Origin of the sequence: Duganella radicis, from assembly GCF_009720825.1 — a bacterium.
Lineage (GTDB): Bacteria > Pseudomonadota > Gammaproteobacteria > Burkholderiales > Burkholderiaceae_D > Rugamonas > Rugamonas radicis.
Genome location: NZ_WNKY01000004.1, coordinates 109,574 through 126,289 on the forward strand (window position 1 = coordinate 109,574; position 16,716 = coordinate 126,289).

A 16,716-nucleotide genomic window follows, 5' to 3' on the forward strand; every position below is an offset into this window, starting at 1 on the left:
GCTTAGCCCAACAGGCTGTCCGCGTCCACGTAGTTATAACCAAGGCCGTGCGCCACCGCTTCATATGTGACGTGGCCCTGGCAGACATTCAAACCGTTCTTCAAATGCGGGTTGGCTTTCATTGCTTTCTGCCAGCCCTTGTCGGCCAGCGCTATCGCGTGGCCGATGGTTGCGTTGTTCAGCGCGAAGGTCGAGGTGCGCGCCACCGCGCCCGGCATGTTGGCCACGCAGTAGTGCACCACGCCGTCCACCACATACGTCGGTTGCTCGTGCGTGGTGGCGTGCGAGGTTTCAAAACAGCCGCCCTGGTCGATCGCCACGTCCACCACCACCGCGCCCTGCTTCATGCGCGAGATCATGGCCTTGGTGACCAGCTTGGGCGCCGCCGCGCCGGGCACCAGCACGCCGCCGATCACCAGGTCCGCATCCAGCACCGCCTCCTCGATCGAGTGCGCGTTGGAATACATGGTGGCGATGCGGTTGCCGTACACCAGGTCCAGCTGGCGCAGGCGGTCGATGTTCTTGTCCAAGATCGTCACGCGCGCGCCGATGCCAACCGCCATCTGCAAGGCATTGGTGCCGACCACGCCGGCGCCGATAATCGCGATATGCCCCGGCGCCACGCCCGGCACGCCGCCCAGCAGCAAGCCCATGCCGCCCTTGGATTTCTCCAGATGCGCGGCGCCGGCCTGGATCGACATGCGCCCCGCCACTTCGCTCATCGGCGCCAGCAGCGGCAAGCCGCCGTTAGGGCCGGTGATGGTTTCGTAGGCGATGCACACCGCGCCCGATTGCACCAGCGCCCTGGTCTGCTCCGGATCCGGCGCAAGGTGCAGATAGGTGTACAGGATCTGGTCCTTGCGCAGCATGGCGCATTCCTGCGGTTGCGGTTCCTTCACCTTCACGATCATGTCGGCGCGGGCGAAAATTTCGCTGGCGCCTTCCACCATGCTGGCGCCGGATGCTTCGTACATCGCATCCGTGAGGCCGATGGCCGCGCCGGCGTTTTTCTGTACCAGTACTTGATGACCACGCAAAACGAGTTCCTTGACACTGGCCGGGGTAAGGCCAACACGGGACTCCTGGTTCTTGATCTCTTTTGGGACGCCGACCAGCATGGTAGTTCTCCTCATTCCAGGTTTTTAAGTACTTCCCTCAGCTTTCCAAACAGCTCATCGATGTGTTTTTTCTCCAGCACCAGCGGTGGCGACAGCGCGATGATGTCGCCGGTGACGCGAATCAGGATGCCGTCCTCGAAGGCTTTCTTGAACGCCGCGAACGCGCGCGCGCCCGGCTTGCCCGCAATCGGCGCCAGCTCGATGCCGGCGATCAGGCCGATGGTGCGGATGTCGATCACGTGCGGCAGGCCTTTCAGCGAATGCACGGCGTCGGCCCAGTATTCGGCCATGCCGGCGGCGTGTTCGAGAATCTTCTGTTCCTCGAACACCTCCAGCGTCGCCAGCGATGCGGCGCAGGCCACTGGATGGCCCGAGTAGGTATAACCGTGGAACAGCTCAATGCCGGCCGGCGCGTTCATGAAGGCGTCGTAGATGTGCTGCTTGCTGAACACCGCGCCCATCGGAATGGTGCCGTTGGTCAGGCCCTTGGCGGTGGTCATCATGTCCGGCTCAACGTCGAAGTAATCGCCGGCGAACGGCGTGGTCAGACGGCCGAAGCCCGTGATCACCTCATCGAAGATCAACAGGATGCCGTGCTTGGTGCACAGCTCGCGCAGGCGCTTGAGATAACCCTTCGGCGGAATCAGCACGCCGGTGGAACCGGCCACCGGCTCGACGATCACCGCCGCGATGGTCGACGCGTCGTGTAGCGCGACGATGCGCTCCAGTTCATCGGCCAGATTGGCGCCGTGTTCCGGTTCGCCGCGCGTGTAGGCGTTCTGCTCCAGATTGTGCGTATGCGGCAGGTGATCCACGCCCGGCAGCATCACGCCATACGGCTTGCGGTTGCCGGCGATGCCGCCGACCGAAATGCCGCCAAAGCCCACGCCGTGATAGCCGCGTTCGCGGCCGATCAAACGCGTGCGGCTGGCCTCACCACGCGCCTTGTGATACGCCAGCGCGATCTTCAGCGCGGTATCCACTGCTTCGGAACCGGAGTTGGTGTAGAACACATGGCCGTAGCGATGGTTGGTGTACTCCATCAGCTTGTCGGCCAGGTCGAAGGCGGCCGGGTGGCCCATCTGGAAGGTCGGCGCGAAATCGAGCTGGCCGACCATCTCGCGCACGGCGGCGACGATCTTCGGCTGCGCGTGCCCGCACGGCACGCACCACAGGCCGGCCGTGCCGTCCAGAATGCTGCGGCCGTCGACATCCTTGTAGTACATGCCCTCGGCCGACACCAGCAGGCGCGGATGCTGCTTGAAGTCGCGGTTGTTCGTGAATGGCATCCAGAAGGACGCCATCGATTGCGGTCGTGATTCGTTCATGCACATCTCCTTGTGGACTTTTTGACGAACCGTAAAAAAATTTACCAGTTGGCAAAATGATGATGCAATAATAGACAGCAGGACAACTATGGCACAGATACACAATTCATCAAACTGTCCAACCGTACTGGCAACAAAAACACTACAGTTTTGGAGTTGAGGATGGAAGAAGGAAGTTGGCCCTGCGTCCCGATTGAGCGCAGGCAGAAAGGCAGCCTGGTCGATCAGATCGTGACGGCCATCAGCGCCATGGTCGGCAGCAAAGAGTTGCGCGTGGGCACCAAAATGCCCTCGGTGCGGCAATTCGCCAAGTGTAATGGCGTCAGCACCTTTACAGTTGTGGAAGCCTACGACCGGCTGGTGACGCTGGGCCTGCTGTCGTCGCGGCGCGGCTCCGGCTACTTCGTGGCGCGCCAGGAAGTGCCGGCCACGCTGCTGCCGGCGGCGCTGCACATCATCCCCAACGCCATCGACGCCCTCACGCCCGACCTGTATTCCGGCGTGTCGGAAGCGCTGCCGGTGGGCGCCGGCTGGCTGCCGCCCGAATGGTATGGCGAGGACACCATCCTTGACGCCGTGCGCCAGGCCATGCGCATCCCGGCCAACCGCCTGCGCGGCTACGGCCATCCGCTCGGCTTCCCCACCCTGCGCCAGCAGATGGCGGCCGCGCTGAGCGACGAGCTGTTCCCGGTGGAGGCCGAGCAAATCCTGCTGACTCACGGCGCCACCCACGCCTTCGATCTGGTGCTGCGCACGCTGACCAAGCCGGGCGACACCGTGTTCGTGGAGGATCCCGGCTACAGCAATCTGTTGTCGCTGATCCGCCACCATGGCTGCATCGCGGTCGGCATTCCGCGCGGCGAGCACGGACTGGATCTGGACGCGCTGGCGCAGCAGGCCGCGCAAGTGCAGCCCAAACTCATGTTCGTCAACACCGTGCTGCAAAATCCGCTCGGCACCTCGCTCAGCGTGGCGCAGGCGCATCGCCTGCTGGCGTTGGCCGAGCAGTTCGACTTCTGGCTGGTGGAGGACGACATCTACCGCGAACTGGCGCCGCGCGGCGAAGCCTCGCTGGCGGCCATGGATGGACTGCGGCGCGTGATCCGCGTCGGCAGTTTTTCCAAGACGCTGTCGCCGGTGCTGCGCGTCGGCTCGATCTGCGCTTCATCCTCGCTGATCCCGGAACTGCTGCGCGTGAAAATGCTGGCCGGCCTCACCACCTCCGAGATCAACGAGCGCGCCGTCTACCACGCCATCACCGCCCGCCCCTACAAGCGCATGGTGGACAAGCTGGTGACGCAACTGGACGCCGGCCGCGAACGCGCCATGGCCAGCCTGCGCGAAGTGGGCATGACCTTGCTGGCACGGCCGCGCGGCGGCATGTTCGTCAGCGCCGGCTGGCACGACGCGCCGAGCGCCGAATGGAATGGAAAAATCATCGCCGACCAGGCACTCAAGCACGGCATCCTGCTATCGCCGTGCGACTTCTTCATGCTGCGCGCGCCGGAATCGATCTGGTTCCGGTTCAACGTGGCTTACGCAGACCACCCGCAACTGCAAACCTTCCTGAGGCGCATATGCCGACAGTAAAAATCAACCGCCGCCTGCTCAACCGCGACAAGCTGGAAGCCGAAATCACCGCCGAAGCCGTGCGCGTGTTCGCCGAATGCGGCTACGAGGGCACCTCCATCGCCACCGTGGCGGAGAATGCCGGCCTGTCCAAGCAAAACCTGATGTACTACTTCCCCACCAAGCAGGCGCTGTACCAGCGCGTGCTGGACGAAGTGCTGGACGAATGGCTGGCGCGCATGGAAAGCCTGGCCGACGCCGCGCAGGACCCGCGCGAAGTGCTGCGCGCCTACGTGCAGGCCAAGCTGAAATTCTCGCGCGAGAATCCATGGGCCTCGCGCGTGTATGCGATGGAAGTGATCAGCGGAGCGCCGCTATACGGCGGCCAGATACAAAGCCGCGTGGTGCCGCTGGTGCGCAAAGATATCGAGGTGTTCGAGCAGTGGATCGCCGCCGGGAAGATGGCGCCGGTGAATGCCACGCATCTGCTGTTTGCGATCTGGGCGATGACGCAGTCCTATGCGGACTTCTCGGCCCAGATGGCGCTGGTGCTGAACCGCAAACAGCTGACCAAAAAAGATTTCGACGATGCCGAAAAGGTCATCGTCGACATGGTGCTGGCGGCGATCAGTGTGCCGCGTTCTGCTTGCGGCGACGCGCCATGAAACCGATCATGCCCAGACCGGCCAGCAGCATGACGTAGGTTTCGGGCTCCGGCACCGGCTGGGCAAAGCCCTGCAAATTGACGGCCTTGAAGAAGTTGCCGGAATTGATCTGCACCTGCGAAGCCCAGGAATCGACGATCACATTGCCGTTGATGACGCCCTGGCCGCCGCTGACCGATGCCTTCGGCGCCAGGATGCTGAGATTGGCGCCGGTGTTGATGCTCAGCGAGGTGGCATCGGTAAAGTTGAACAGCACGTTGTAACCGTCAAACGCCTGATAGCCGCCCTGGAACAACGCCGAGCTGCCGCTGATGTTGACGATCAGCGTGGCGTTTTTGGCGAAGCCGCTCAGGTTATAGTAGCTGCTGTTTTTCAGCGAGCTGGCATTAAGGTCGATCACTTCCACCGATTTGTTGCTGCCGGTGAGGTAGACGCCGCCCCATTTCTCTTCGGCCTGCGCGGTGTTGCTCAGCGCGTCCAACGATTTGGAGGTTTTGGCCAGCGACGACGACACGGCGCCGAAATTGACCGGCGATTTGCCGCTCTGCACCTTGGTGGCGGTGGTCGCGCTGGTCAGCTGGGTGGTGCCGCCAACGTAGCTGTCGCCATTGAAGACATTGCCGCCATTGAGGGAGAAGTTGCCGCCGGCGATCAGCGAGTAATGGCCGTAGGCGTCCTTGTTGGTGTCATTGATGGAATACGAGCTGACCGAGACATTGCCCGCCGCGACCACCGCACCTTGCACGTCCGCGCTGGGCGCGCTGAAATTGGTGAAGGAGTAGACATTGGCGCCACCAACCAGCTTGCTCAGGTCGAGCACGTCCGCCTGGGCCGAGCCCACAGCGGCGAAGGCCAGTACGGCTGCGGAGACGGTGTTTTTGATTGCAACGGCCATATAGTTCCTCAAGAGCAATTTAAATTACCCCAAGGATATCACATGTTAACTTTTATTGCCTTGAAGAATTACTCCAAGCATTAAAAAACCACCATTTATCCGCTGCAATCACCGGCCATCCCCGTCAAACCGCAGTTGATCGGAATCCGCTACGGCCGCCGGGAGGGCTTTGCTACAGTGATTCCATCGCAACACGTTTTGATGGAGATGCAATATGAACAAACTGACTAATCTGCTCGATGAGATCCTGCGTGCCTTTACCCAAACGCTACGCTACGGCGTGCGCCTGATCGGCCGCATGTCGCCGCCGGCCTTGCTGGGGGCGGCGCTGGTGCTGGCGTTCATCTGCTCCATCCTGCCATTGGCGCTGGTGTTGTTCGTCGTGTTCATGCTGATTAAACTGGTGGTTGGGGCGACTGTCATTGGCAGCCGCCGCGCAAACCGCCACCAGGAGCACGTTGAATGAAAAAGAATCGGCTGGCCCAGGCCGGCTACAACAATGCCAAAAGCCTGCTCGACATCATCCGCGAGATCGGCGAAACCGCAGTCAGTGTGTGGTGGCATTTCTTCGACTGGCTGGCGCAGGTCGAGTGGCGCAAGCTGCTGATCATCTGGCTGCTGCTGCTGATTTTGTCGGCCTCGCTGTTCCACTTCACCGAGCAGGCCTGGGGCTTCATCCTGATGTCGCTGGCCTTGAAGGTGCTGGCCGGCGGCAAGCGCAAGGCCGAGCTGGAGGCGCGCCACGCTTCCAGCCAGGCCGACGAGGAAAGCATAGAACGGCGCGTGGTCGAAGCGCGCATGGCGGCCTTGCAGGCGCAGGTCGAGCCGCACTTTTTGTTCAACACCCTGGCCCTGATCGGCCAGCTGATCGAGACCGATCCGCCGCAAGCGGCGCGCATCCACCAGAACCTGATCGATTACCTGCGCGCCACCCTGCCGCAAATGCGCGCCAAGGGCGCCGGCACATTGGGGCGGCAGATCGAGATGTCGCGCGCCTATCTGGCCATCATGCAGGCGCGCATGCGCGCGCGGCTGGCGGTGTCGATCGACGTGCCGCAGGAAATGGCCAGCGCCACCTTCCCGGTGATGATGCTGCAAATCCTGATCGAGAACGCCATCAAGCACGGGCTGGAACCCAAGATCGAGGGTGGCCGCATCGACATCCGCGCCTCGGTGGACGGCCAGATGCTGCAAGTGGACGTGATCGACGACGGCGTCGGCTTCAATCCATTCTCCAGCGACGGCGTCGGCCTGGCCAATGTGCGCGAGCGCTTGCGCATCCAGTACGGCAACCGCGCCCAGCTGGTCATCGAAGCGCCGCTGACCGGCGGCACCCGCGCCAGCATCCGCGTGCCGTATGCGCCCGATATCTTTGCAGGGAGCGCCAAATGAACCGCCCTACCGCACTCATCGCCGACGACGAGGAAGGCATGCGCCAGCAACTGCGCAGCCGCTTGCAGGAAGTGTGGCCGGCGCTGGAGATCGTGGCCGAAGCGGCCAACGGCATCGAAGCCGTGGCGCTGGCCGGACGGCACCAGCCGGACATCGTATTCCTCGACATCCGCATGCCAGGCATGTCCGGCATCGAGGCGGCGCGCATGCTGTTCAACCGCTGCCACCTGGTGTTCGTCACCGCCTATGACCAGTATGCGATTGAAGCGTTTGAACAGGGGGCGCTGGATTACCTGCTCAAGCCGGTCGGCGGCGAACGCCTCAAGACCACCTGCGCGCGCCTGCAAACGCTGATCGGCCAGCAGCCGATTAATATCGAGCGCCAGCTGAGCCAGCTGTTGTCGCATCACAGCAAGCCGGCGGCGAAGCAGGAGTATTTGCGCTGGATACAGGCCGTGGTCGGCGCCAGCCTGCGCATGATCTCCACGCGTGAAGTGCTGTTCTTCCAGGCCGATGAAAAATACACGCGCGTGCAAACCGAGCAGTCGGAGGTCCTGATCCGCAAGACCTTGAAGGAGCTGGCGGACGAGCTCGATCCGAACGAATTCTGGCGCATTCATCGTTCGACATTGGTGCGGGTCGATGCGATCCAGGAAGTCACGCGCGACCTGCGCGGGCGGCAGATGGTCCGCATCCGCAACTTCCCGGAGCTGTTGGAAGTAAGTCGCGGCCACGCGCATTTATTCCAGCAAATGTAACGTGCGCCGGACGGCTTGGGTCTATACTGGACAGCTTCGACCAAGGAGGGAATGATGTCCAGCATACCCAAGCAAACTCTCTGCGGCGTCATACCGTGCCTGCGCTACCGCGATGCACATGCCGCCATCGACTGGCTGTGCGGCACGCTGGGCTTTAAAGTCCAGTTCGTGGTGCCCGAGGAAGACGGCAGCGTCGCGCACGCCCAGCTCACCTTCGGCAACAGCATGGTCATGCTGGGCTCCGCCTTCGACACCCCATACGGACGATTGCTCAAACAGCCGGACGACATTGGCGGCTTCGTCACGCAAAGCACGTATCTGGTGGTGAACGATGCGGATCTGGTGTACGGCCGCGTGCTGGAAGCCGGCGGCCGCATCCTGCTGGACATCAAGAACGAAGACTACGGCGGCCGCGGCTTCACCTGCGCCGACCCCGAAGGCCACATCTGGAGCATCGGCACCTACGATCCTTACGCCACTTCCGAGAGCGCGCCAACCAACGCGGCGTCAGCCACCTGAGTGGGGCGGATGCGGATGATGTTGCGGTAGAGCGGCGGCAGGGCGGCGCAGATGGCGGCCAGTTCGGCTTCAGGCAACGTCGGCAGCACGTACTGGAATTGCGCGGGGTTCTTTAGCGGCAGCGGGCCTTCTATGGTCGAACCATACGCGCCCAGGTTCATGAAGCTGACGGCGCCGGCGTCCGGCCCTTTGGCGAAGACGAAGGTACCGTCTTTCGGATGGCCGAGGTAGTGGCGCACTTCGTCCTGCTGCGCCGGCGTGGCGCCATTCATCAGTTTGTAGCGCAGCTGCGCGTAAGCGCGCGTGGTTTCCATGAAGGCGCTGCGGATGCCCGATTGCGCCATCCGGCCCGGCATGCACAGCAGCAGATTGCCGAAGGAATCAAGCACGGCCACCGCATCCCCTGCGCCGCCATGCTCGCGGTCGCGCGCCATGGCTTGTCGCAGGAACGGCGCAAGGCCGGCGTCCGGCTGGTGCGGCGTGCAGCGGTAAGTCAGCGCATCCGGATACTGCTGCTTGAGCGCGCGCACGATGGCGTGACCGGCCGGCAGGGTGGCCGGGTCTTTCAACGCTTTCTGCGGCAAGTCGATGTTGAACTTTTCCATCACTTCGGCCGAGGTGGCCTCAAACACCAACGAGCACAAGGCTTGCGTCGGTTCGGAGATGGTTTTGCCGATGAAGAAGGACTTCGGCGTGGCGCCCATGCTGGCGCGCGCGTACAGCGAAGAGCCAAGGATGGCCGGGTAGCTGAAGCTGTCGCCGGCCTGCGCCCGCAGGTTTTCGGGCAAGGCCGTGAAGCTGGCGCTGTTGTCGTAGTTGATGCCGGCGCTTTTGTCCGGCGCCGCCACCACCACGTTGAAACCGCCCGCCAGGATAGCACCCGCGCACATGCAGCACGGGTCGAGCGAGGTGACGATGGTGATGTCCTGTGGCGCCGGCAAGTCACGGCCTTTGGCGCGTTCGGCGTAGTACCAGTCGATCAACTGGCGCTCGCCGTGTGCGGTCGGGTCGAAGATCAGGCCGTCCTTGACGACGTTGTTGTGCAGCGATTGCAGCACATTGCCGTGCTGGTCGAGCATCAGGCCGCCGACGCCGAACGTACCCTGCGTCTTGGCGGCGATGGCTTCGGCTGCCGCGATGGCGACTGCCGCTTGCACATCAATCGTCTTCTTGAGCGCCATTACTTCTTCTTGAGATCCTGGCCGCCGAAGGCGTTCGGCAATTGCGCGGCGGCGGTGGTCTCGTAGATATCGCCTTTCAGGTTGGTCAGCAGGACCGGCAGTTCATTGCCGCCCAGTTCCAGGATCACCTGGCGGCAAGCGCCGCAAGGCGCGATCGGGCCATCGGTCTCGCCGATCACCACCAACTGGTCAAAGTCGCCCGGCTGGTAGCCGTGCGCCAGGGCGCTGAACAAGGCGGTGCGCTCGGCGCAGTTGCACAAGCCGTAGGAAGCGTTTTCCACGTTACAGCCGTGGAACACCTTGCCATCGTTGGTCAACAACGCCGCGCCGACCTTGAAGTTGGAGTACGGTGCATAGGCCTTCAGGCGCGCGGCGGCGGCTTCGGCGATGAGCTCTTGTTTGTTCATGGGCGGATCGTCCGATAGATGACTGGGTTGGCTGCCGGTGCGGCATCGGCGATCTGGTACGCCGCCTGGATGTCGCGGACAGCTTGCTCGGCCGCTTCCTGCGTGCGCGCGTGCACCATCGCCAGCGGCTGGCCGGCTTCCACTTTATCACCCAGGCCAACCAGATCGGTCAGGCCGACCGCGAAGTCGATCGGATCGGCGGCGCGGCGGCGACCACCACCCAGCGATACCACGGCCAGGCCGATTTCGCGGCAGTTGGCCGAGGCGGCGTAGCCCGATTTCAGCGCCGGAGCCGGCACGATGATCGGCGAGCGTTCCAGGTACTTGTCCGGATTCTGCATCAGGTCCGCCGGGCCACCCAGCGCCACCACCATGCGCGCAAAGCGCTCGGCCGCTTCGCCGCTTTCCAGCGAGGCTTGCAGTTTGGCGCGAGCTTCCTCTTCGGTCGCGGCCAACTTGCCCAGCACCAGCATCTCGGCGCACAGCGCCAGGGTTACTTCGTGCAGGCGCGCGGGACGCGACTTGCCGGTCAGGTAGTCGATCGCGCCGCGCACTTCAACGGCGTTGCCGGCGTACGGCGCCAGCGATTCGTTCATATCGGTCAGGATGGCGGAGGTCATCATGCCGGCGCCGTTGCCGACCTTGACGATACTCTCGGCCAGTTCCACCGACTTGTCGTAAGTCGGCATGAAGGCGCCGCTGCCGACCTTGACGTCCATCGCCAGCGCATCCAGGCCTGCCGACAGTTTCTTCGACAGGATGGAGCCGGTGATCATGGCCACCGATTCCACCGTCGCCGTCACATCGCGCACGCCGTAGAAGATCTTGTCCGATGGCGCCAGCGAGGCGGTCTGGCCGATGATGGCCACGCCGACTTCCTTCACCACCTTGCGGAACAAGGCGTTGTCCGGCACCGTGGTGTAGCCGGGGATGGAGTCGAACTTGTCCAGCGTGCCGCCGGTGTGGCCGAGGCCACGGCCGGAAATCATCGGCACGTAGCCGCCGCACGCCGCCACCATGGGGCCGAGCAGCAGCGACACCACGTCGCCGACGCCGCCGGTGGAGTGCTTGTCCACCACCGGGCCATTCAGGTCGAGCGAGCGCCAGTCCAGCACTTCGCCGGAATCGCGCATGGCCAGCGTGAAGGCCACGCGTTCGTCCATGCTCATGTCCTTGAAGTAGACCGCCATCGCCAGCGCGGCGATCTGGCTTTCGGTCACGCGGCCGGAAGTAATGCCGCCGACGAAGAATTGAATCTCTTCGGTCGACAGCTTGCCGCCGTCACGCTTCTTGCGGATGATCTCTTGAGGTAAGTAGGCCATAGTCTTAAACGCCGTATGGAATCCAGATGTTCTTCACTTGCGAGGCATGCGCCAGCACGGCGCGGCCGCCCGCTTGCGCGGTGCTGTACCAATCGCGGCCTTTTGCGCCGCCCACCCAGGTACGCTTCAGCGAGGTCGCCGACAGGCGCTCCACTTCGGCGCAGCCTTCGGCCGAACCGTCGTGACGCCACACCGCATCGATATCCGAGTGGGTTGCCAGCGTGCGCGCCAGTTCATCGGCCGAACCGGTGACGATGTTGACCACACCGCCCGGCAGGTCCGAAGTGTCGAGCACTTGATACAGATCGGTGGCCGACAGCGGGTGCGCTTCCGACGGCACCACCACCACACGGTTGCCCAGCGCGATGGCTGGCGCCACCAGCGAGATGAAGCCCAGCAGCGGCGCTTCGTTCGGGCACACGATGCCGATCACGCCCAGCGGTTCGTTCAGCGCCACGGTGATGCCGTGCATCGGCGGCTGATGCGCCAGGCCATCGTACTTATCGGCCCATGCGGCGTAATAGAACAGGCGCTCGATCGACGCCTGCACTTCCTTCTCGGCGTTTTTCGCGCCGGTCATGGCGGCGATGCGGGCGGCGAATTCCTCGCCGCGTGCGGCCAGGTTTTCAGCGATGTAGTACAGCACTTGCGCGCGGTTGTGCGCGGTGGCCTTGGTCCAGCCGGTGGCCTTGTGTGCAGCTTCCACCGCGTTGCGGATGTCCTTGCGATTGCCCTCGCCCACTTCGGCGATGAAGGAACCGTCGGCGCCGTGGATGGCACGGCTGTAGGCGCCGTCAGGGCGCGCCTGCTTGCCGCCGATGTACAGCTTGGCGGTGCGGTCGATCGCGAACGCGCCACCGGCGGCTACCGGTGCGGCCTTGGCTTTTGCTTTCGGCTCGATCACTGGCGCGGCAGGACGTGCATCCTCCGACTTCGCGGTCAGGTATTCGTACATGCCTTCACGGCCGCCTTCACGGCCGTAGCCGGATTCGCGGTAGCCGCCGAAGCCGCAAGCGGCGTCGAACTGGTTGGCGGTGTTAATCCACACCACGCCGGCCTTGATCGCCGGCGCGACGTCCAGCGCCAGCGAGATATTCTCGGTCCACACGCAGGCGGCCAGGCCGTACACGGTGTTGTTCGCCAGTTGCACGGCTTCAGGCGGAGTGCGGAAACTCATCGCCACCAGCACCGGGCCAAAGATTTCAGCCTGCGCCACAGCGGCCGACGTCGAAGCGCCGGTGATCAGGGTTGGCGGGAACCACGAGCCGTCGGCCGGCAGTTCGCACGCTGGCTGGTACACGGTGCAGCCTTCGTCGCGCGCCGATTGCACCAGGCCTTCAATGCGCTGCTTCTGCACCGGGTCGACCAGCGCGCCGATGTCCATCGACTTGTCCAGCGGCGAGCCGAGGGTCAGCTTGTCCATGCGGGCGCGCAGCTTGGCCAGGAATTTCTCCTGCACCGACTCCTGCACCAGCAGGCGTGAACCGGCGCAGCATACCTGGCCTTGATTGAACCAGATCGAATCGACCAGGCCTTCAACGGCGGCGTCCAGATCCGCATCTTCAAACACGATGAATGGCGACTTGCCGCCCAGTTCCAGCGACAGCTTCTTGCCGCTGCCGGCGGTGGCTTCACGAATCAAGCGGCCCACTTCGGTCGAACCGGTGAAGGCCAGCTTGTCGATGCCCTGGTGCTTGACGATGGCTTCGCCCACGCGGCCGTCGCCGGTGACGATATTGACCACGCCCGCAGGCACGCCGGCCTGCACGCAGATATCGGCGAACAGCATGGCGCTCAGCGAGGTGAATTCTGCCGGTTTGAACACCACGGTGTTACCGGCGGCCAGTGCCGGCGCGATTTTCCACGCCAGCATCAGCAGCGGGAAGTTCCACGGCACGATCTGGCCAACCACGCCCACGGCGCGGTAGTCGGCGAATTCTTCGCTTTGCAGCTGCGCCCAGCCGGCGTGGTGATAGAAGTGACGCGCCACCAGCGGCAGGTCGACATCACGCGTTTCGCGGATGGTCTTGCCGTTGTCCAGCGTTTCCAGCACGGCGAACAGGCGCGCGTGCTTCTGCATCAGGCGCGCGATCGAGTACAGCACCTTGGCACGGCCATGGCCGCCCAGTGCCTGCCAGGCCGGTTGCGCGGCACGCGCGGCGGCGACGGCACGGTCCACGTCGGCGGCGGTGCCTTGCGTCAGGTCGGCCAGCTTGCTGCCGTTGGCCGGGTTGATGGAAGCGAACAGCTCACCGGCCGCGCTCCACTCGTTGTTGATGAACAGGCCGAATTGGCGGCCACGCTGCTCCAGCCACGCTTGCGCTTCTTTGGTGCTTTCCGGTGCTGGGCCGTATTCCATGGTGTTGAGGATCTCTTTGATGGTTGGCATGACGGTTTCCGTAATTATGGTTGCGCGTGGCGGTGAGCGGCCGAGTAGTTGCCGGTCACGTAGTGTTCCAGCTGACGCTCGATGTCAGTCAGCAGGCTGGAAGCGCCGATGCGGAACAGGTGCGGCTCCAGCCACTCGTTGCCCAGTTCTTCCTTCATCAGGGTCAGGTACTGCAACGCGGCCTTGGCCGTGCTGACGCCGCCCGCCGGCTTGTAGCCGATCTTGAAGCCGGTCTGCTCGTGGTACTCGCGGATCGCGCGCACCATGGTCAGCGACACGGGAATGGTGGCGTTGACCGGCTCCTTGCCGGTCGAGGTCTTGATGAAGTCCGCGCCGGCCATCATGCACACCCACGAAGCCTTGGCCACGTTTTCCAGCGTGACCAGTTCACCGGTGGCCAGAATGGCCTTGACGTGCGCTTCGCCGCACGCCTTGCGGTAAGCCAGCATCTCGTCGTACAGCGCTTGCCAGTTGCCGGTCAGGACATGCTGGCGGGTGATGACGATGTCGATTTCCGTTGCGCCGGCAGCCACCGACAGCTCGATCTCGCGCACCTTGGTTTCCATGCTGGTCAAGCCAGCCGGGAAGCCGGTCGACACGGCGGCGATCGGCAGGCGGCCTTGCAGCACTTCCACCGCCGGCTTGATCATCTCGTGATACACGCACACCGCGCCAGTGGCGAGGTTGACGTCTTGCAGGCCCATGGCCTCCACCAGATCGGTGCGCAACGGACGCAGCGCCTTGCGGCACAGGCGTTCCACGCGGCCCGGCGTGTCGTCGCCGGACAATGTGGTCAGGTCGATCAGGCCAATGGCCTTGATCAGCCACGCGGCCTGGTATTCCTTCTTCACCGTGCGGCGGTTCGCCAGGCTGGCGGCGCGGCGGTCGGCGGCGGATTTGTTGACGTGGATGTGATTGATCCAGCCCAGGTCCAGTGGGACCGCTTCGTTGCGTTTGAAATCGCTCATAACAGATTGGTTCCGTTCGAAAGTGGCTTGACGCCGAGGTGATGGGCCAGCGTCTGGCCGATGTCGGAGAAGGTTTCGGAAATGCCCAGCGACTGCGCCTTGACCTTAGGGCCGAAGAAAATCATCGGGATGTGTTCGCGTGTGTGGTCGGAGCCAGGCCAGGTTGGATCGCAGCCATGGTCGGCGGTGATCACCACCAGGTCGTCCTCTTGCAGCTTCGCGATAAATTCCGGCAGGCGCGCATCCATTTCGTGCAGCGCGTTGGAATAACCGTTGACGTCGCGGCGATGGCCGAAGGCCTGGTCAAAGTCGACGAAGTTCACGAAGGTCAATGACTTGTCGCCCGCTTCGTCCTGCACTTTCAGCAGCGCGTCGAACAGCGCCATATTGTCCTTGCCCTTCACCACGCGCGACACGCCTTGCGCCGCGAAGATGTCGCTGATCTTGCCCAGCGCGATCACCTCGCCGCCATCGTTCTTGACGTGGTCCAGCAGCGTCGGCGCCGGTGGCGCGACCGCGTAGTCGTGACGGTTGGTGGTGCGGGTGTAGTTGCCGTTCGCGCCGAGGAAAGGACGCGCGATCACGCGGCCGATGTTGTACGGCTCGACCAGCTTGAAGGCGATCTCGCACACTTCGTACAGGCGCTCAAGGCCGAACGATTCTTCGTGCGCGGCGATTTGCAGCACCGAGTCGGCCGAGGTGTAGATAATCGGCTTGCCGCTGGCGACATGTTCATCGCCGAAACGATTGATGATCTCCGTGCCCGATGCGTGGCAGTCGCCGAGGAAGCCCGGCACGCCGGTCAGCTCTTGCAGCCTGGCGGTCAGCTCGGCCGGGAACGATGGCACGGTTTTCGGGAAGTAGCCCCAGTCGAATTCCACCGGCACGCCGGCGATTTCCCAGTGGCCGGACTGGGTGTCCTTGCCGGTCGAGCGTTCACGCGCGGCGCCGTAGGCGGCGGTGAAGCCTTCGCGCTGGGTGAAGCCGGCGGCCCATTCGCCGCTAGCCAAGTGCGCGGCGGCGGTCAGGCCGAGTTTTTCCATGACCGGCAACGACATCGGCTTGCCGCTGTTGGCGACTTGCGCGGCGATGTGGCCGAAGGTGTTGGCGCCGGCGTCGTTGTACTTCGCCGCGTCGGGCGTGGCGCCCAGGCCAAACGAATCGAGCAGCAGGATAAATGCGCGTTTCATGATCAACTCCTAAAAAGCAAAAGGGGCGGACCAGCCGCCCCCTTGGGTATCTTACGCCTGAGGCGTTTTTGCTACATTCGCGAGGAAGCCCAGGATCACTTCCACCAGCGAGGTCGCCGCCACGGCAGCGTACTTCAAGGTCTGCTCATGCGACAGCGGGAACGGCGACAGGCCTTCGGCCAGATTGGTAATCGCCGACACGCCCACCACTTTCAGGCCGCAGTGACGGGCCGACACCACTTCCGGCACCACCGACATGCCCACCACGTCCGCGCCCAGCGTCTTGAACGCGCGGATTTCCGCAGGCGTTTCAAAGTTAGGACCGGCGTAGGCGATGTACACGCCATCGTGCAGGGTCACGTTCTTTTCCTTGGCCGAGGTGTGCAGCAGCGCGCGCAGTTCGGCGTCGTAGGCGTTGGCCATGCTGAAGAAGCGCGGGCCGAAGCGCTCGTCGTTCGGGCCCATCATCGGGGTGCCCGGCAGGAAGTTGATATGGTCGGTCAGCGCCACCAGCGAACCGGCATCCACTTCGGTGCGCAACGAACCGGCGGCATTGGTCACGAACAGCATTTCGCAACCCAGCAGCTTCATGGTGCGCACGGCGCTGGTCATCACGCCCAGGCCGTAGCCTTCGTAGACATGGCCGCGGCCCTTCATGCACACCACCTGCACGCCCGACAGGGTGCCGATCACCAGTTCGCCGGCGTGGCCGTGCACGGTGGAGATCGGGAAGCCCGGCAACTGATCGTAGCTGATGGTGACGGCGTCGGTCATTTGTTCCGCCAGCACACCCAGGCCTGAACCGAGAATCATCGCCACGCGCGGCTTGAAGCCAGCTGGGAGACGGGAGCGAATGATGTCGGCTGCCTGGAATGGGGAATTATTAGACATGAAAATCCTCTGTTTTTTTGATATGGCTGGGGAAGCTGTCACTATGCATCATCGTCCATATGTATGGCAAATACCATTTTTCTTAGCTATTTATACAAAAGTGATATAAATCAGGAGTATTATA

The 16,716-nt window shown here is 63.4% G+C and carries 16 protein-coding genes; 6 read left to right on the plus strand and 10 right to left on the minus strand.

Going from position 1 to position 16,716, the window contains the following annotated elements; genetic code table 11:
• Positions 1–2: 2 nt before the first annotated feature.
• Together ald and aptA are read right to left on the minus strand one after the other, a co-directional pair.
• Complete coding sequence (gene ald / locus GM676_RS06580; RefSeq protein WP_155462632.1) at positions 3–1,118, minus strand: alanine dehydrogenase; 1,116 nt, start codon at positions 1,116–1,118, stop codon at positions 3–5.
• A gap of 11 nt (positions 1,119–1,129) precedes the next feature.
• A complete protein-coding gene (aptA, locus tag GM676_RS06585) occupies positions 1,130–2,446 on the minus strand; it encodes an omega-aminotransferase AptA (protein WP_155462633.1) in 1,317 nt (438 codons plus the stop codon).
• Between the two features lie 162 nt (positions 2,447–2,608).
• Here aptA and GM676_RS06590 point away from each other — a divergent pair, with 162 nt between their 5' ends.
• Together GM676_RS06590 and GM676_RS06595 are read left to right on the plus strand one after the other, a co-directional pair.
• Positions 2,609–4,036, plus strand: a complete 1,428-nt coding sequence (locus GM676_RS06590) for an aminotransferase-like domain-containing protein (RefSeq protein WP_155462634.1) — start codon at positions 2,609–2,611, stop codon at positions 4,034–4,036.
• Positions 4,024–4,680 (plus strand): TetR/AcrR family transcriptional regulator, encoded by a 657-nt coding sequence (locus tag GM676_RS06595; RefSeq protein ID WP_155462635.1) that lies wholly within the window; start codon positions 4,024–4,026, stop codon positions 4,678–4,680. Before GM676_RS06590 ends, GM676_RS06595 begins: the two co-directional genes overlap by 13 nt.
• On the opposite strand, the gene GM676_RS06600 is transcribed toward GM676_RS06595, so the two are convergent.
• On the minus strand, positions 4,643–5,575 hold the full coding sequence (locus GM676_RS06600; protein WP_155462636.1) for a choice-of-anchor A family protein: 933 nt from the start codon (positions 5,573–5,575) through the stop codon (positions 4,643–4,645). The genes GM676_RS06595 and GM676_RS06600 overlap by 38 nt on opposite strands.
• 214 nt (positions 5,576–5,789) lie before the next feature.
• Here GM676_RS06600 and GM676_RS06605 point away from each other — a divergent pair, with 214 nt between their 5' ends.
• Genes GM676_RS06605 through GM676_RS06620 form a run of 4 tightly spaced genes read left to right on the plus strand, consistent with a single transcriptional unit; the run spans position 5,790 to position 8,244 of the window.
• Complete coding sequence (locus GM676_RS06605; protein WP_155462637.1) at positions 5,790–6,041, plus strand: hypothetical protein; 252 nt, start codon at positions 5,790–5,792, stop codon at positions 6,039–6,041.
• Positions 6,038–6,967 carry a sensor histidine kinase gene (locus GM676_RS06610; protein WP_155462638.1) on the plus strand — a complete coding sequence of 310 codons (930 nt, stop codon included), beginning with the start codon at positions 6,038–6,040 and terminating at the stop codon, positions 6,965–6,967. Before GM676_RS06605 ends, GM676_RS06610 begins: the two co-directional genes overlap by 4 nt.
• The gene (locus GM676_RS06615; protein WP_155462639.1) at positions 6,964–7,725 is read left to right on the plus strand and encodes a LytR/AlgR family response regulator transcription factor; all 762 of its coding nucleotides are present in this window, start codon (positions 6,964–6,966) and stop codon (positions 7,723–7,725) included. Before GM676_RS06610 ends, GM676_RS06615 begins: the two co-directional genes overlap by 4 nt.
• Before the next feature lie 54 nt (positions 7,726–7,779).
• Positions 7,780–8,244 (plus strand): VOC family protein, encoded by a 465-nt coding sequence (locus GM676_RS06620; RefSeq protein ID WP_155462640.1) that lies wholly within the window; start codon positions 7,780–7,782, stop codon positions 8,242–8,244.
• Here GM676_RS06620 and GM676_RS06625 read toward each other — a convergent pair.
• Genes GM676_RS06625 through xapA form a run of 7 tightly spaced genes read right to left on the minus strand, consistent with a single transcriptional unit; the run spans position 8,196 to position 16,592 of the window.
• The gene (locus GM676_RS06625; protein WP_155462641.1) at positions 8,196–9,425 is read right to left on the minus strand and encodes a nucleoside deaminase; all 1,230 of its coding nucleotides are present in this window, start codon (positions 9,423–9,425) and stop codon (positions 8,196–8,198) included. The two genes, GM676_RS06620 and GM676_RS06625, sit on opposite strands and share 49 nt — an antisense overlap.
• A complete protein-coding gene (locus GM676_RS06630; RefSeq protein ID WP_155462642.1) occupies positions 9,425–9,832 on the minus strand; it encodes a cytidine deaminase in 408 nt (135 codons plus the stop codon). Before GM676_RS06630 ends, GM676_RS06625 begins: the two co-directional genes overlap by 1 nt.
• Positions 9,829–11,154 (minus strand): thymidine phosphorylase, encoded by a 1,326-nt coding sequence (deoA, locus tag GM676_RS06635; RefSeq protein ID WP_155462643.1) that lies wholly within the window; start codon positions 11,152–11,154, stop codon positions 9,829–9,831. The genes GM676_RS06630 and deoA overlap by 4 nt, the downstream gene beginning before the upstream one ends.
• Positions 11,155–11,158: 4 nt before the next feature.
• On the minus strand, positions 11,159–13,543 hold the full coding sequence (locus tag GM676_RS06640) for an aldehyde dehydrogenase family protein (RefSeq protein WP_371866134.1): 2,385 nt from the start codon (positions 13,541–13,543) through the stop codon (positions 11,159–11,161).
• Between the two features lie 14 nt (positions 13,544–13,557).
• A complete protein-coding gene (gene deoC, locus GM676_RS06645; RefSeq protein WP_155462644.1) occupies positions 13,558–14,511 on the minus strand; it encodes a deoxyribose-phosphate aldolase in 954 nt (317 codons plus the stop codon).
• Positions 14,508–15,701, minus strand: coding sequence for a phosphopentomutase (locus GM676_RS06650; protein ID WP_155462645.1), 1,194 nt, complete (start codon positions 15,699–15,701; stop codon positions 14,508–14,510). Before GM676_RS06650 ends, deoC begins: the two co-directional genes overlap by 4 nt.
• Before the next feature lie 51 nt (positions 15,702–15,752).
• A complete protein-coding gene (gene xapA / locus GM676_RS06655) occupies positions 15,753–16,592 on the minus strand; it encodes a xanthosine phosphorylase (protein ID WP_155462646.1) in 840 nt (279 codons plus the stop codon).
• Positions 16,593–16,716 lie beyond the last annotated feature (124 nt).

Excerpts from the sequence above, each read along its gene's own strand:
- GM676_RS06590 (WP_155462634.1), top strand. The coding sequence starts at position 2,609 with ATGGAAGAAGGAAGTTGGCCCTGCGTCCCGATTGAGCGCAGGCAGAAA.
- GM676_RS06620 (WP_155462640.1), top strand. The coding sequence starts at position 7,780 with ATGTCCAGCATACCCAAGCAAACTCTCTGCGGCGTCATACCGTGCCTG.
- GM676_RS06605 (WP_155462637.1), top strand. The coding sequence starts at position 5,790 with ATGAACAAACTGACTAATCTGCTCGATGAGATCCTGCGTGCCTTTACC.
- GM676_RS06615 (WP_155462639.1), top strand. The coding sequence starts at position 6,964 with ATGAACCGCCCTACCGCACTCATCGCCGACGACGAGGAAGGCATGCGC.
- deoC (WP_155462644.1), bottom strand. The coding sequence starts at position 14,511 with ATGAGCGATTTCAAACGCAACGAAGCGGTCCCACTGGACCTGGGCTGG.
- xapA (WP_155462646.1), bottom strand. The coding sequence starts at position 16,592 with ATGTCTAATAATTCCCCATTCCAGGCAGCCGACATCATTCGCTCCCGT.
- deoA (WP_155462643.1), bottom strand. The coding sequence starts at position 11,154 with ATGGCCTACTTACCTCAAGAGATCATCCGCAAGAAGCGTGACGGCGGC.
- ald (WP_155462632.1), bottom strand. The coding sequence starts at position 1,118 with ATGCTGGTCGGCGTCCCAAAAGAGATCAAGAACCAGGAGTCCCGTGTT.
- aptA (WP_155462633.1), bottom strand. The coding sequence starts at position 2,446 with ATGAACGAATCACGACCGCAATCGATGGCGTCCTTCTGGATGCCATTC.
- GM676_RS06595 (WP_155462635.1), top strand. The coding sequence starts at position 4,024 with ATGCCGACAGTAAAAATCAACCGCCGCCTGCTCAACCGCGACAAGCTG.
- GM676_RS06610 (WP_155462638.1), top strand. The coding sequence starts at position 6,038 with ATGAAAAAGAATCGGCTGGCCCAGGCCGGCTACAACAATGCCAAAAGC.
- GM676_RS06625 (WP_155462641.1), bottom strand. The coding sequence starts at position 9,425 with ATGGCGCTCAAGAAGACGATTGATGTGCAAGCGGCAGTCGCCATCGCG.
- GM676_RS06600 (WP_155462636.1), bottom strand. The coding sequence starts at position 5,575 with ATGGCCGTTGCAATCAAAAACACCGTCTCCGCAGCCGTACTGGCCTTC.
- GM676_RS06650 (WP_155462645.1), bottom strand. The coding sequence starts at position 15,701 with ATGAAACGCGCATTTATCCTGCTGCTCGATTCGTTTGGCCTGGGCGCC.
- GM676_RS06640 (WP_371866134.1), bottom strand. The coding sequence starts at position 13,543 with ATGCCAACCATCAAAGAGATCCTCAACACCATGGAATACGGCCCAGCA.
- GM676_RS06630 (WP_155462642.1), bottom strand. The coding sequence starts at position 9,832 with ATGAACAAACAAGAGCTCATCGCCGAAGCCGCCGCCGCGCGCCTGAAG.